This window comes from Arthrobacter liuii (assembly GCF_014639275.1).
Taxonomy (GTDB): Bacteria; Actinomycetota; Actinomycetes; order Actinomycetales; family Micrococcaceae; genus Arthrobacter; species Arthrobacter liuii.
Window position 1 is genome coordinate 55748 of sequence record NZ_BMFW01000022.1, and the last position, 15413, is coordinate 71160.

At 67.5% G+C, this 15413-nt stretch carries 8 protein-coding genes and 1 pseudogene; 6 read left to right on the top strand and 3 right to left on the bottom strand.

The annotated features are described in order from the left end of the window. Window positions 1-3 precede the first annotated feature (3 nt). From IEW19_RS17315 to IEW19_RS17340, 6 genes are all read left to right on the top strand, one after another. Window positions 4-630: a TetR/AcrR family transcriptional regulator gene (locus IEW19_RS17315; protein WP_188572840.1), complete on the top strand. Its 627-nt coding sequence runs from the start codon at window positions 4-6 to the stop codon at window positions 628-630. A gap of 96 nt (window positions 631-726) precedes the next feature. Next, window positions 727-2265, top strand: coding sequence for an aldehyde dehydrogenase family protein (locus IEW19_RS17320; RefSeq protein WP_188572841.1), 1539 nt, complete (start codon window positions 727-729; stop codon window positions 2263-2265). Further along, complete coding sequence (locus IEW19_RS17325; protein ID WP_188572842.1) at window positions 2266-3906, top strand: GMC family oxidoreductase; 1641 nt, start codon at window positions 2266-2268, stop codon at window positions 3904-3906. A gap of 146 nt (window positions 3907-4052) precedes the next feature. After that, window positions 4053-5627 (top strand): APC family permease, encoded by a 1575-nt coding sequence (locus IEW19_RS17330; RefSeq protein ID WP_229748545.1) that lies wholly within the window; start codon window positions 4053-4055, stop codon window positions 5625-5627. A gap of 152 nt (window positions 5628-5779) precedes the next feature. Beyond that, window positions 5780-6349, top strand: a complete 570-nt coding sequence (locus IEW19_RS17335; protein WP_188572844.1) for a hypothetical protein — start codon at window positions 5780-5782, stop codon at window positions 6347-6349. Further along, window positions 6346-9195 carry an ATP-binding cassette domain-containing protein gene (locus tag IEW19_RS17340; RefSeq protein ID WP_188572845.1) on the top strand — a complete coding sequence of 950 codons (2850 nt, stop codon included), beginning with the start codon at window positions 6346-6348 and terminating at the stop codon, window positions 9193-9195. The genes IEW19_RS17335 and IEW19_RS17340 overlap by 4 nt, the downstream gene beginning before the upstream one ends. Window positions 9196-9214: 19 nt before the next feature. Here IEW19_RS17340 and metH read toward each other — a convergent pair whose 3' ends face one another. The 3 genes and pseudogenes from metH to IEW19_RS17355 all read right to left on the bottom strand — a co-directional run. Further along, the gene (metH, locus tag IEW19_RS17345) at window positions 9215-12859 is read right to left on the bottom strand and encodes a methionine synthase (protein WP_188572846.1); all 3645 of its coding nucleotides are present in this window, start codon (window positions 12857-12859) and stop codon (window positions 9215-9217) included. A gap of 529 nt (window positions 12860-13388) precedes the next feature. Next, window positions 13389-14609, bottom strand: a pseudogene (locus tag IEW19_RS17350) (IS110 family RNA-guided transposase). 395 nt (window positions 14610-15004) lie between these two features. Further along, window positions 15005-15413 (bottom strand): multicopper oxidase domain-containing protein (locus IEW19_RS17355; RefSeq protein WP_188572847.1); only part of this gene is annotated, 409 nt, incomplete at its 5' end.

Sequence of the window (15413 nt, forward strand, 5' to 3'; positions counted from 1 at the left end):
CAGATGGGGACCAGTGCCGTGAACTCCGGCGAACAGATTGACCGACAGACGCGCATTCTCGAGGCGGCAATGGATCTGCTGTCACGCCACGGCATCTCGGGAGTGAGCATGCGTGCCGTGGCGCGGGAAGCCGGCGTGGCGCTGGGCCTGGTCAACTACTACTACGACGACAAGACCACCCTGATCCGCGCTGCCCTGCGCCGTGTGGATGAGCATGACCTTTTACTCGTCGCCCCGGACCCCGCGGTGGCCCCGGAGGAACAGCTGCGCAAAGCCCTCCGGCGGGTGGCAGGCGCTGACCTGCTGACCACGCGCTACCTGTCCCTGCGCCTGCACCTCTGGGCCCTCGCCCAGGCGGACGAGGACTACGCCCAGATCAACGCGGCAGCCTTCGACCGGTACATCGACGGGCTCGCGGCACTGGTGTCCGCGGCCAAACCCGAGCTCTCCTGGGACGGGTGCAGGGAACGGGCATCCGACATCGTCGTCATCCAGAACGGCATGTGGCTGACATCCCTGCTTGGGGTGGACAAGGCCGCGATCCAGCACAGCATAGCCCGCACGGAGGACATTGCGTTCGCCCCTGCACCGGCTGGCAACAGCGGGGACGGCAGCGCGAAGAAGCCGTAAAACAGCTGCCGCAAGAAACGGCAGCCCGAAATTAACATTGAACAAGCGTTCAAAAAAGTATTGAACAGTTGTTCAATGTCGGTTACTGTCCTTCGTATGACTTACGCCACACCCCTCCGGGCCGTCGTTCACACCCTAAAAACCGCAACAGCATCCACCCTGTTCATCAACGGCATGTGGGAGCCGGCCGCCTCGGGCGCTGTCCGTGAGATCCGCAACCCAGCCGACGGCGAACTTGTCGCCACGGTCTCCGAAGCCGGCCGGGAAGACGCGGAACGCGCTATCGGAGCAGCCCGCGCTGCCTTCGACTCCGGAATCTGGTCCAACGTCCCGGCCCCCCAGCGCGGCGCGTTCCTCCTGAAAGTTGCGGCCAGGCTGCGGGAACAGCGGGGAAAGTTCGCCCGCGCCGAGTCCCTGGACACCGGCAAGCGCATGGTCGAAAGCCGCATCGACATGGACGACATCGCGGCCTGCTTCGAGTACTTCGGCAGGCTCGCCGGGCAGCAGGCGGGCCGGGTGGTGGACGCCGGGGACCCCGCCGTCGTGAGCAGGATCGCCTACGAACCCGTAGGTGTCTGCGGCCTGATCACCCCGTGGAACTACCCTCTGCTGCAGGCCGCCTGGAAGATCGCCCCGGCGCTGGCCGCCGGCTGCACCTTCGTCCTCAAGCCCTCCGAACTCACGCCGTCCACCAGCATCCTGGCCATGCAGCTGCTGCAGGACCTCGGCCTGCCGGACGGCGTGGCCAACCTCGTCACCGGGGCCGGCGCCCAGGCGGGCGCACCGCTCTCGGAACACCCCGCCGTCGACCTCGTCTCCTTCACCGGCGGCCTGGAAACCGGCAAGCGTATCGCCGCGGCCGCCGCCGGCACCGTCAAGAAAGTGGCGCTGGAGCTCGGCGGAAAGAACCCCAACGTGGTGTTCGCGGACGCCGACTTCGATGCCGCCGTGGACAACGCCCTCAACGGCGCCTTTGTCCACTCCGGCCAGGTCTGCTCCGCCGGCGCCCGGCTGCTGGTGGAGGAATCCATCGCAGAACGCTTCGTGGACGAACTGGTCCGCCGCGCCCAAAATAGCCGGCTCGGCGGCCCCTTCGACGACGCCGCCGAAACCGGCCCGCTGATCTCCGCGGCCCACCGCGACAAGGTCAACGCCTACGTCCAGCGCGGCATCGAAGAGGGCGCGCGGCTGCGGTGCGGCGGCGCGGCACCGGCTGGAGAGAAGTACGACGGCGGGTTCTACTACCAGCCGACCGTCCTGGACCGCGTCAAGAGAGGGATGTCCGTGGTCATCGACGAGGCATTCGGCCCGGTGGTGACGGTGGAGACGTTCCGCACCGAGGACGAGGCCGTGGCCACCGCCAACGACACCATCTACGGGCTGGCCGGCGCCGTCTGGACCCAGGACGCCGGCAAGGCGCAGCGCGTGGCCTCCCGGCTGCGGCACGGCACCATCTGGATCAACGACTACCACCCCTACCTCCCCCAGGCCGAGTGGGGCGGCTTCGGCCAGTCCGGCGTCGGCCGCGAGCTGGGCCCCACGGGCCTGGCCGAGTACCAGGAAGCCAAGCACATCTACCAGAACACCAGCCCCCAGGTCACCGGCTGGTTTGCTGGCCACGGCAAGGAGAACTAGATGCACTACGACAACATCGGGGACGTGACCGAACGCGGGTTCGACTACGTCATCATCGGCGGCGGGTCCGCGGGGGCGGCAGTGGCCGCACGGCTGAGCGAGGATCCGGACGTGACCGTGGCCCTCGTCGAGGCGGGCCCGGACGACCGCAACATCCCCGAGATCCTGCAGCTGGACCGCTGGATGGAGCTGCTGGAATCCGGCTACGACTGGGACTACCCGGTGGAACCGCAGGAGAACGGCAACTCCTTCATGCGCCACGCCCGCGCCAAGGTGATGGGCGGGTGCTCCAGCCACAACTCCTGCATCGCCTTCTGGGCCCCGCGGGAGGACCTGGACGAGTGGGAGTCCAAGTACGGCGCCACAGGCTGGAACGCCGATGCAGCCTGGCCGCTGTACAAGCGGCTGGAGGCCAATGAGGACGCTGGCCCGGACGCCCCCCACCACGGAGACTCAGGCCCCGTGCACCTGATGAACGTGTCCCCGGTGGATCCTGCCGGCGTCGCGCTTTTGGATGCCTGTGAGCAGGCCGGCATTCCCCGCACGAAGTTCAACACCGGAACCACCGTGGTCAACGGCGCCAGCTTCTTCCAGATCAACCGCCGCACGGACGGCACGCGCTCCTCCAGCTCGGTTTCCTACATCCACCCCATCATCGACCGTCCCAACTTCACCTTGCTGACCGGCCTGCGCGCCCGCCAGTTGGTGTTCGACGCGGACAAGCGCTGCACGGGCGTGGACGTGGTGGACTCGGCCTTCGGCCGGACCCACCGGCTCTCCGCACACCGCGAAGTGGTCCTCTCTACCGGCGCCATCGACTCCCCCAAGCTGCTCATGCTCTCCGGCATCGGCCCGGCAACGCACCTGGCCGCGCACGGCATCGACGTCGTCGTGGACTCCCCCGGTGTGGGCGAAAACCTGCAGGACCACCCTGAAGGCGTGGTGCAGTTCGAGGCCAGGCAGCCCATGGTGCAGACCTCCACGCAGTGGTGGGAGATCGGCATTTTCACCCCCACGGAGGACGGCCTGGATCGCCCGGACCTGATGATGCACTACGGCTCGGTCCCGTTCGACATGAACACCCTGCGGCACGGCTACCCCACCACGGAAAACGGCTTCAGCCTGACTCCGAACGTCACGCACGCACGGTCCCGCGGCACGGTCCGGCTGCGCAGCCGCGACTTCCGCGACAAGCCGATGGTGGACCCGCGCTACTTCACCGATCCCGAGGGCCACGACATGCGCGTCATGGTGGCCGGCATCCGGAAGGCCCGCGAAATCGCCGCCCAGCCGGCCATGGCCGAATGGACCGGCCGCGAACTCTCGCCCGGCATCGAGGCGCAGACGGATGAGGAACTGCAGGACTACATCCGCAAGACCCACAACACCGTCTACCACCCCGTCGGCACCGTCCGGATGGGGGCGTACGACGACGACATGTCACCGCTAGATCCCCAGCTGCGGGTCAAGGGGGTCACCGGCCTCCGGGTCGCCGACGCGTCCGTCATGCCTGAACACGTCACCGTCAATCCCAACATCACCGTCATGATGATCGGCGAGCGCTGTGCCGATCTAATCAAGGCGGACTACGCCGGCGCAGACGCCCTGGAAGAGAAGGAGCTCACCATGTCCCTCGCCTGAGCGGCGGGTTATAAGGGGCCACGCTCCCAAGAGCGTCGGGCCCCGCAGAACGTTATCTCGCCGCACCCCAGGGCGGCCGTTCCCATCGTGCTTTTCTGATCTAGGAGTCCATATTGGAACCCAGCAAGAGTATTGATTCAAGCGGCATGGACGAATTCGGCTACACCCAGACGCTGGATCGAAGCATTGGCAAGTTTGCCAGCTTCGCAGCAGGTGTCAGCTACATCTCCATCCTCACCGGTGTTTTCCAGCTGTTCTACTTTGGCTTTTCCATGGCCGGCCCGGCGTATGCCTGGTCCTGGCCCATCGTGTTCGTCGGCCAGCTGATGGTGGCCCTCTGTTTCGCCGAACTGGCAGGCCGCTACCCCGTGGCAGGCTCGGTCTACAACTGGGCCAAGCGGCTGTCCTCCGGAACCTCATCCTGGCTGGCCGGCTGGCTGCTGCTGCTGTCCTCCATCATGGCGCTGGGCTCCGTGGCGCTGGCCCTGCAGATCACCCTCCCCCAGCTCTGGTCCGGCTTCCAGTTCGTCGGTGACGGCACGGGCCCGTACGACTTCGCCATGAACGGCGTGGTCCTGGCCACCATCATGATCACCATCTCCACCCTCATCAACGCGTTCGGCGTGAAGCTGATGACCAGAATCAACAGCATCGGCGTCTTCGTGGAGCTCATCGCCGCCGTCCTGCTGATCCTGGCACTGGGCTGGCACGTGGTCCGCGGACCGGAGGTCTTCTTCCAGACCAACGGCTTCGGCGAAGGCAAGGACCTGGGCTTCTTCGGCGTCTTCCTGATCGGCGCCATGGCCTCCGGCTACGTCATGTACGGCTTCGACACCGCCAGCTCCCTCGGCGAGGAAACCAAGGATCCCAAGAAGACCGCTCCCAAGGCCGTTCTGCGCGCCGTCACGGCATCATTCCTGCTGGGCGGGGGAATCCTGCTGTTCGGCATCCTGGCCGCACCGGACCTTGAAGACCCCCAGATCGGCTCCCCCGACGGCGGCCTGCAGCACATCGTGCTCTCCGTCCTGGGCGGACCGTTCGGCAAGGCCTTCCTGGCCTGCATCGTGGTGGCCGTGGTGGTCTGCACCCTGGCAGTGCACGCCGCCGCCATCCGGATGATGTTCGCCATGGCACGGGACAACAACCTGCCCTTCAGCCGGCAGCTGAGCAAGGTGGACCCGGTCCGCCGCACCCCCACGGTCGCTGCCATTGTCATTGGCGTCCTGGCCGTTCTGCCGCTCCTGGTCAATGTCACGCAGCCGGCCATCTTCACCATCCTGTCCAGCATCAGCATCGTGCTGATCTACCTGTCCTACCTCCTGGTCACGGTCCCCCTGCTGCGCAAGCGGCTGGCCGGCAAGTGGCCACTCGTCGCTGACGATTCCGAACCCGGGTTCTCGATGGGCAAGTGGGGGCTTCCCGTGAACATCCTCGCCGTCCTCTGGGGCGCGGCCATGACCGTGAACCTGGTGTGGCCGCGCCCCGAGATCTACAACTCCGTGCCGCCCTTCGAGTGGTACCTGCAGTGGGGCGGCGTGCTGTTCGTGGCCGTGGTAGTCATTGGCGGGACCCTGCTCTACCGCCTGAAGATCCGGCACCAGACAGGGGTGCTGGCCGAGCATGCCGCGGCCGTCGCCGCGCACCCGTCGTCCAACGACCCGCGCTACGACGCGCCGGAGGACGCTGTACCGGCCAACGCGGTCCTTGCAACCGAGGGCTAGCAACACCACAGCAGAAGGGGTCGACGGAGGCAATCACTTGAGTGCCGCCGTCGACCCTTTTTGCGTTGCCGGGAACGTGCGCATGTTGAGGGCCCGCGTCACACAACGGAACGGCCATCGGCTCCGGACCGGCCACGCCCTACCCTTGACAGGTGACATTGACTAAGATCCGCACCGCCGCCGCGAGCTCCCTCGCCGCCGCCGGCCTCCTGCTTACCCTCGCCGCCTGTTCCACACCGGCCGCCAACCAGCCAAGCTCCTCGGCCCCTGCCTCTTCCGCAACAGCTTCGTCGAGCGCCAGCGCCGCTTCAACCTCTGCCGGCGCCTGCTCCGGCGTGAAGGTCATCGTCGATTCGGGCGCCCTGAAGCAGTCCGCCGCCGACACCTCCTCCTGCGTGCCCGCGGACGGACCCACTCTGGCATCGGACGTGCTGGGCAAAGCCAACGTGAAGATCGAGGGCACCGCCAAGTACCCCACGAGCTTCGCGTGCCGCGTCAACGGCGTGCCGGCCGCGGACTTCGACATCAAGCACAAGGGCGGCACTACCCGCGAAGCGTGCGATGACAAGAACACGGTTTCTTATTGGGCTCTCTGGGTGAAGCCCGCCGCCGGCACATGGGCCTACGCGCAGGAAGGCCTGGACAGCCTCAAGCTCAGCCCCGGTGAGAGCCTTGAACTGCTCTACACCGTGGACAACGAACCGGCAGCACCCGCGTCATGACCTTCCGGCCCGCGCCGTTGCGCGCAGCGGCGGTTCTCGCCGCTGTGTTCATCGCGGCGCGGGTCATTTACCGGGTCCTTTTCAATGGGACCGGCACCGGCGGTCCGGTCCTGATCGACCTGCCGGCACTGCGGCTTCCCGCCCCGTACGCCCACGTGGTGTTCCTGGGTCCAGTCACTGGCCCGGGCCTATGGGCGGCGGTCCTGTCCGCCCTGCCGATTGCACTCACCATCGTGGGGTTCGGCCTGCTCAATGCCTGGGTGGATGTTTCCCGTGGCTTCGTCCGCCTGGCCCGGGGCGGTCCCCTGCAGGGCGTGGCCCGCATGCTGGTGGTGGCATGGGCGGCGCTCCCGGCATTGTCCGACGCTGTGGCCTCGGTACGCCTGGCGTTCCGGTTGCGGGGCGAACGCTTTGGACCCCGAGCCCTGGTGCCCGTGCTTGAGCGCACGCTGGAGCACGCCGGCAGGGTTGCCGCGGCCCTGGAACTGCGCGGCTTCGGTTCCCGGGCCGGGCACCAGCGAGGGCTCGACGGCGAGGCCCCGCTCCTGGCCCGGGACGCAGGGTTCCGCATCGCCGACACCTGCATCAGGGTTGGCGGGTTCGCGCCGCCGGCCGGGTCCGTCGCGGTGATCACCGGGCCGACAGGCTCGGGCAAATCCACCATCCTGCGCGGGCTCGCGGGCCTCCTTTCGCACGTTGACGGTGGGGAGGTTTCCGGCATGGTGCGCGTGGCCGGGGCGGACCGTGCCGGTGCGCCGCCGCGCGATACCGCGTGCACGGTCGGCGTCGTTCTCCAGAATCCGCGCGCCGCGTTCGCCACTACCCGGGTCCGGGACGAGATCGGGCTCGCGCTTGAGCTCCGCGGCATGCCCTCTGCCGCCGCGAAAACCCGGGTGCTGGCAGTGGCGGAGCGGATAGGGGTCACCGCGCTGCTGGACCGGGACGCCAGCACCCTCTCGGCAGGTGAGGCCACGCTCGTTGCCATCGCGGCCGCCGTCGTGGACCATCCGAAGCTGCTTCTGGTGGATGAGCCCCTCGCCGACCTTGACGTCTCAGCACGCGGGCGGGTCATCAGCGTGATCCACGCCCTCGCCCGCGACGACGGCGTCTGCATCATCGTGGCGGAGCACCGGGCCGAGGCGCTCGTCCCCATCGCCGACTCCTGGTGGACCATCGACGGCGGCGCGCTGGTCCCGGGTGCCGCACCGACACCCTCGGCTTCGGCTGCCGTTCGTGCGGCGCCGGTTCCAGCGAACGGGCAGGCGCCCGTCCTGACCGCCACCAAGCTTGCCGTGAGCCTCAAGGGCACGCCGCTGGTCCGCGACGCCTCCTTGGCCTTGCACCGCGGTGAAGTGGTGGCGTTGGTGGGACCGAACGGGGCCGGCAAGTCGTCACTGCTGGTGGCGCTCGCCCTCGGTGAAGGCAAGGGGGGCGGAGGCAAGGGCGGCGAGGGAACGGCTGATGCGGGAACGCTCGACGGCGGCCGCGTCGCCTTGGTCCCGGACGGCTCGGACGATCTCTTCACCTGGGATACGGTTGCGGCTGAGCTCCGGGCCGCCGAACGGCGCCTGGCACGGCGGAAGGACGGCAGCGCGCCTCTGCCGGGCTGGGCCGCGCAACGCCTGGCCCGGCTGCGGGGGGACGTCCGGATTCCCATTGGTCACGAGCATCCCAGGGACCTTTCGGCGGGCGAGCGCAGGATCCTTGCGATAGCGCTGCAGACCATGGACGATCCCCAGGTCCTCCTGATCGACGAGCCCACCCGCGGACTCGATCCCGCAGCGCGCAGGGCAGTCGCGTCGGCGCTGCGGGCCGCCGCGGATGCCGGCGCCGCTGTCCTCATCGCCACCCACGACCACGACTTTGCCCGCGGCCTGGGCGCCCGGATCCTCCCGATGCGCGACGGCGTGGCACCCTCCCCAGTGGCGGAGGAGTCCCCCGAGCCGTTCGTCCCTGCTGCCCGGCCGGCCCAGCCCGGGCGCGGCCCACGTGCCATCGACGAGAACCCCCAACGCGCAAAACAGCGCAGCATCCGGATGCCGCGGGCAGCAGAGCTCGCCGTCCTCGCCGCCGCAAACATGCTGGCCCTGGCAGCGTTCTGCTGGCCGCTGCTCGCAGCCGCCCTGCCCAGGGATGCCACCGCTGCGCTGCCCTACGCGGCGCTGGCCATCGCGCCGCTGGCCGTGGTCGCCGTCGTCGTATCCCTGGACGGGTCCGTCCGCTCGGCACACACGGTGGCGCTGCTCGGTGTGCTGGCAGCCATCGGTTCCGCGGTGCGGGTGGCGAGTACCGGCGTCGGCGGCGTGGAGGCGGTCTTCATCCTGCTGATCCTCGCCGGCCGGGCGTTCGGCGCCCGTTTTGGGCTGCTCCTCGGCGCCGCTACCATCGCCGTCTCCAGTGTCCTATGGGGCGGGCTTGGGCCGTGGACGCCGTTCCAGATCTTCGCCTGTGCGTGGGTGGGCGCAGGCGCAGGCCTGCTCCCACGGTGGGTGCGGGGCAGGGCCGAACTGTGGATGCTGGCGGCCTACGGCGTGGTGGCGTCTTACGTGTTCGGGCTGCTGCTGAACCTGTGGTTCTGGCCCTTCGCGGTGGGCGGCGGCACCGGCATCTCCTACGTCCCGGGCGCGCCGCTGGCCACCAACCTCAGCAGCTTCCTGTTGTACTCGCTGTTGACGTCGACGGCGGGCTGGGACACCCTGCGCGCCGTCACCACGGTGATCGGCATCGCCGTGGTGGGGCGGGCCACCCTCGCGGCGCTGCGGCGGGTGAAGCCTGTGTCCGGGGCGGGCCGGCCTTCAAAGGACCAGCCCGCCCAAACCCCCTCCGCCCAGTCCCTGTCCATCTAGGCCAGGTACCGGCGCCAGCTCACACCTTGAAGTACTTCGCCTCCGGGTGGTGGAAGACGAACGCGTCGGTGGACTGTTCGGGGTGCAGCATGAGCTCGTCGCTGAGGACCACGCCCATGCGCTCGGGCTTCAGCAGTTCCGTGACCTTGCGGCGGTCCTCCATGTCCGGGCACGCGGGGTAGCCGAGCGAGAACCGGGCACCGCGGTAGTCGAGCTTGAACAGGCCGGCCTTGTCTTTAGGCTCCTCGGACGCGAAGCCGAGCTCCTTGCGGATGCGGGAATGCCAGAACTCCGCGAGCGCCTCGGTGAGCTGCATGACCAGGCCGTTGAGCTCGTAGTAGTCGCGGTACTGGTTGGCGGCGAACATCTTGGACGTGAACTCTTCGATCCTGGAACCGGCGGTGACCAGCTGCACCGGCAGCACGTCCACCTGGCCGGATTCACGGGACCGGACGAAGTCCGCGAGGCAGAGGTGCCGGTCGCGGCGCTGGCGGGGGAAGTCGAAGCGCAGCCGCTCGGTGCCGATCGGACCGCCTGAACCACCATCGGGGGCAAGCAGCCCCGCGGTGCCCAGGACGCCGTCGGAATCCTCGCCGTGGTGCAGCACCACCACCTGTTCGCCGTCGGAGACCACCGGGAAATAGCCGTAGGCGACCGATGCGTCCAGCATTCCCTCGCCCAGGATGCGGTCCAGCCAGTAGCGCAGGCGCGGCCGGCCCTCGCGTTCCACCAGTTCCTCGTAGGAGGCGCCGTCCTCGCCGCGGCCGGGCTTGAGGCCCCACTGGCCCATGAAGGTGGCGCGCTCGTCGAGGAAGGCAGAGTAGTCGTGCAGCGAGACGCCGCGGACGATCCGCGTGCCCCAGAACGGCGGCGCAGGCACGGGGTTGTCGGTTGCGACGTCGGAGCGGCCGGGCATCGCTTCCGGCTCGGTCACCGTGAACTTGGGACCGCCCTTGTGGATGCGCTTCTTCAGCGGCGGCAGGCCGACGTCGTCCGGCGCCTCGCCGCGGGCCACGCGCACCAGCGGTTCCATGAGGGAAAGGCCTTCGAAGGCGTCCTTGGCGTACCTGACAACGCCGTCAAACTGCTCCGCAAGGTCCTGCTCCACGTAGGCGCGGGTCAGGGCGGCTCCGCCCAGGATCACCGGCCACTTCTTCGCCAGGCCGCGGGACTGCAGCTCGGCGAGGTTCTCCTTCATCACCACGGTGGATTTCACCAGGAGCCCGGACATGCCGATGACGTCCGCGTTGTGCTCCTCCGCTGCGGCCATGATCTCGGCGATGCCCTGCTTGATGCCGATGTTGATGACCTTGTAGCCGTTGTTGGTGAGGATGATGTCCACCAGGTTCTTGCCGATGTCGTGCACGTCGCCGCGTACGGTGGCGATGACCATGGTGCCTTTGCCCGAGGAATCCGACTTCTCCATGTGCGGCTCCAGCAGGGCGACGGCGTTCTTCATCACCTCGGCGGACTGCAGCACGAACGGCAGCTGCATCTCGCCGGCGCCGAAGCGCTCGCCGACCACCTTCATGCCCTCGAGCAGGTGGTCATTGATGATGCCCAGCGGCGTCATGCCCTCGCTGCGGGCCAGGTCCAGGTCCTCTTCGAGGCCCTTGCCCTCGCCGTCGATGATGCGCCGCTCCAGGCGCGCGCCGGTAGGCAGGGCCGCGAGCTCCGCGGCGCGCTGGTCCTTGAGCGCTGCGGTGTCGACGCCGGCGAACAGGTCCAGCATGCTGGCCAGGGGGTCGTACGTAGTGTTGCCGTCGGCGTCGTATTCGCGGCGGTCCCAGACCAGGTCCAGGGCCACCTTGCGCTGTTCCTCCGGTAGGGAGGCGAGCGGGACGATCTTGGCAGCATCGATGATGCCACTGGTCAGGCCCGCCTCCACGGCTTCGTGCAGGAACACGGAGTTCAGGACGATGCGCGCGGCGGGGTTCAGGCCGAACGAGACGTTGGAGACGCCGAGGGTGGTGTTGATGCCAGGGTACTTGGCGGTGATCTGGCGGATGGCCTCGATGGTTTCGATGCCGTCGCGGCGGGTTTCCTCCTGGCCGGTGGCCACCGGGAAGGTGAGGCAGTCCACGATGATGTCCTCGACGCGCATGCCCCACTCGCCCACCAGGGCGTCAACGAGGCGGGACGCGATGGCCACCTTGCCTTCGGTGGTGCGGGCCTGGCCCTCTTCGTTGATGGTCAGGGCGATCACGGCGGTGCCGTGTTCCTTCACCAGCGGCATGATGCGCGCGAAGCGGCTGTTGGGGCCGTCGCCGTCCTCGTAGTTGACGGAGTTGACCACCGGACGGCCACCGATGAGTTCCAGGCCGGCGCGGAGGACGGGCGGTTCGGTGGAATCGATGACCAGCGGGAGGGTGGAGGCCGAGGCGAATCGGGAGACGACCTCCTTGATGTCGGCGACGCCGTCGCGCCCCACGTAGTCGATGCAGACGTCCAGCAGGTGCGCGCCGACGCGGATCTGCTCGCGGGCGATGTCCACGCAGTCGTCCCAGCGCTCTTCGAGCATGGCCTGACGGAAGGCCTTGGAGCCGTTGGCGTTGGTGCGCTCACCGATGGCCAGGTACGCGGATTCCTGGTCGAAGTTCACGTGCTGGTAGAGGGAGGCGACACCGGCTTCACGTTCGGTGGGGATTCTCGCCGGTGCGTTGTCCCCGCTGGTGACCACGGCTTTGTTGCGGAAGGGGGCAAGACGCTCGACGACGGCGGCCATGTGTTCCGGCGTCGTACCGCAGCAGCCGCCCACCAGGCCCAGGCCGAATTCGCGGACGAACTGTTCGTGCGCGGTGGCGAGTTCGGTGGGGGTGAGCGGGTAGTGCGCGCCGTTGGCGCCAAGGATGGGCAGGCCGGCGTTGGGCATGCAGGCAATGGCGACGGAGGACTGCTTGGAGAGGTGGCGGAGGTGCTCGCTCATCTCGTCCGGGCCGGTGGCGCAGTTCAGGCCGATGGCGTCGACGCCGAGCGGCTCGAGGGCGGTGAGCGCGGCACCGATTTCGGAGCCCATGAGCATGGTTCCGGTGGTTTCGACCGTCACTTCGACGAAGATGGGGAGCCGGATGCCGCGGTCCACGATGGCCTGCTTGCAGCCGTTGACGGCGGCCTTGGTCTGCAGGAGGTCCTGGCTGGTTTCGATGAGGAAGGCGTCCGCGCCCCCGTCGATGAGGCCTTCGGCCTGCAGGGCGAAGGTCTGCTTGAGGTAGTCGTAGCTGGTGTGGCCCAGGCTGGGGAGCTTGGTGCCGGGGCCCATGGAGCCGAGGACCCAGCGCATGCGGCCATCTGTTTCCTCTGCCGCCTCGGCGCGTTCGCGGGCGATCTCGGCGCCCTTTCTCGCCAGTTCTTCGATCCGGTCATCGATGCCGTAGTCGGAGAGGTTGGACCAGTTGGCGCCGAAGGTGTTGGTTTCCACCGCGTCGATGCCCGTGGCGAAGTAGGCGTCGTGGATGTTCGCGATGACGTCCGGGCGGGTGTCGTTGAGGATCTCGTTGCAGCCCTCAAGGTTCTGGAAGTCCGTGTCCAGCTGCAGGTCACGGCCCTGGAGCATGGTGCCCATGGCGCCGTCGGCAATGACCACCCGGTGGTTCACCGCGTCCAGGAGTTCCTGCGAACGGGCGGGGCGGGGGACGGACTCGATGTCCAGTGCGAAACGAGGCATTTAAACAGGTTACGGGCGTGGCGCCAAACGTTGCGCTGTGTGTCAGTGTGCTACGGCGGCGAGAGCGGACGTGCCCGGTACCGAACGATGGAACTACTGCAAACCCCATAACGTACCTTTGCAAAGCTGCCGGTGAGAGGGCTCCAGGGTTCCCCCTCCCGGATTGCGTCGACAGCAGTGATTCTTCGCGTGCCCGGGCGCGGTTTCACCCATGCCTGGCGCCCGCAGTTGGCGAAGCTCGAGTCAAATAGCGGTTGACCGGAGCGCCTGCCCGTTATGTGGCCTGAACCTGAGGATTCTTTGCGAGCGCGCCAACCGGAGCAACTTTGCCGGGCACGCCTAGTTGCTGACCCAGAGGTAATCCTGATTGCCCGGCTGGCTGCGAGCGTGTTTTCAGATGCAGGAAATGTCGTAGTCGAAGCTGCCCAAGGTGTACTGGGTGAGCGTGCCCTTCCCTCTGCCGGTCAGCGGGACGTCGGAGCACTGGCGTTTGGCCGCGGCCGACGAGCTAATACGAAAGTAGGGTTCGTCAGGCTGCGGTGGCGGGGGTGATGGTGACGTTGAAGCCGAGGTGGTTGAGCTTTTTGATGGCGTTGTTCTTGGCTTTGATCGGGTCGAGCCGGGTGAAGTGGTCGGCGGCTGGGTCGGCGTAGCATTCGCCGTCGGCGAGCATGTGCCAACGGGCGGTGAGGATGGAGTGTTCGAGGGCCACGGTGGCTTTCATGGGCCGCGCCGGGCGGCGATCCGCCAGTATTTTGCGGCCAGGTCGGTGTGGACAGGGCCGCGATGCCCAGGGCGCCTTTGAGGTATTTATTGCCGGGCATGATGTGAGCTGACTTGATCCGCCCGGCGGATTCGTTGGCGCCGGGACAGACGCCCGTCCAGGACGCGAGCCGGCCGGGTGTTTCGAAGCGGGACATGTCCGCCCCGGTTTCGGCGATGATCACGTCGGCGACTTTGAGTGAGACTCCGGGGATGGTGGCCAGGAACTCCCTGGCGGCACGAAAGGGCTCCATCCCTTCCTCGATCCGTCCGGTGAGCGCGTCGATGATGCGGGACTGGGCATCGATCTGGTCCAGATGCAGCCGGGCCATGAACGCGTGATGGGCCTTGAAGCGGCAGGTGAGGGCCTGCACGAGCTTGGGGACTCTTGAGCGGAGGGTGCCTTTGGCGAGGCCGGCGAGGACCTCCAAGTCGCGTTCACCCTCGACCAGGGCCTCGAGCATCGCCCGGGATGAAACACCGGTGAGGTCGGAGACCACGGAGGAGAGCTTGATCCAGGAGCCTTCGAGGAACTTCTCCAGGTGCTGGATCTCTCGGGTCCGGTCACGGATGGCAATGGCCCGGGCTCTGGTCAGGTCACGCAGTTCCCGGATCGGCTCGGGCGGGACGACCGAGGCCCGAAGCAGCCCGTGCGCGCCCAGCTGCGCGAGCCAGGCGGCGTCAGACACATCGGTTTGCGGCCCGGGGTGTTCCTTGCGGCCTTGGCGTTGACCAGCATCACCGGCAGCGTTTCTTCGAGGAGATAGAAAAAGGGTTTCCAGTAATCGCTCGTGGCTTCCATGACGACCGTAGTGACGTGCTCGCCCTCCAGGAAGTCCCGCAGGGCGAGGATCTGGCCTGAGGTTGGGCCCCACGTTGTGACCGTGGAGGTGGGCGTTCCGGCCCGCTGCCCGGGCAACCGAAGACAGACCTTCGCGTCGCGTTTGGAAATGTCCACACCAGCAGCCCGCTCGTGCACGATATCCATGACAGTTCCTCCTGACACCTTGACCTTGGTCATCTGGTGTCTGCCTCGGGGAGGACAGGGAAAACAGAGGAATCTAACACTCGTGCTCCAAAGGCAACAATCCACGGTTCCCGTGGAAGCCCTCCGCGCCACGCTAACCCACAGGCTCAAACACACCACCACAGAGGGACCGGCGTCCACCGCGGCAGACACCTCCATGATCCGCCCAAAACCTCATCCGCGGCCAGAGCGCGAGGGCGAGGCAACCGCATACTTTCTCCCACCACGGCGCGCCAGCGACGCTAAACCGCTGACCCCCGGAAGCCAGCTGCGCAGGGTGTACAGGTTGCCCGCGGCGGGCACGGTGCTGGCAATCTGCGTCCACTGGGCACTGCGCAGGGGTTGACGGAAAGTTGTCAGGGGTTGACCTGGATGTAGCCCATCATGCCGTGGTCTTCGTGGGCTGCGATGTGGCAGTGGAACATCCAGAGACCCGGGTAGTCGGAGAACTGCTGCCGGATGACCACCCGGCCGGGGGTGCCGTTTACCGCGTGGGGAACGATGACGGTGTCCTGCCGGTGCGGGTAAGGGGCCGGGATTCCGTTGACCGCGGTGACCTGGAAGGCGTTGCTGTGCATGTGGAACGGGTGGTCTTCACCGCTGGTGTTGGTGATGGTCCATTCCTCGACTGTTCCGAGTTTTGCTGGAGTGTCGAAGGTCGGGGCGCCCATGCTGAATTGCCGGCCGTTGACGAAGAAGTTTGGCGCGGAGGGGTCTTCGGAAAGTTCGATGCTCCTGTGCTGGGCGAGCGGTGCGCCGCTGAGG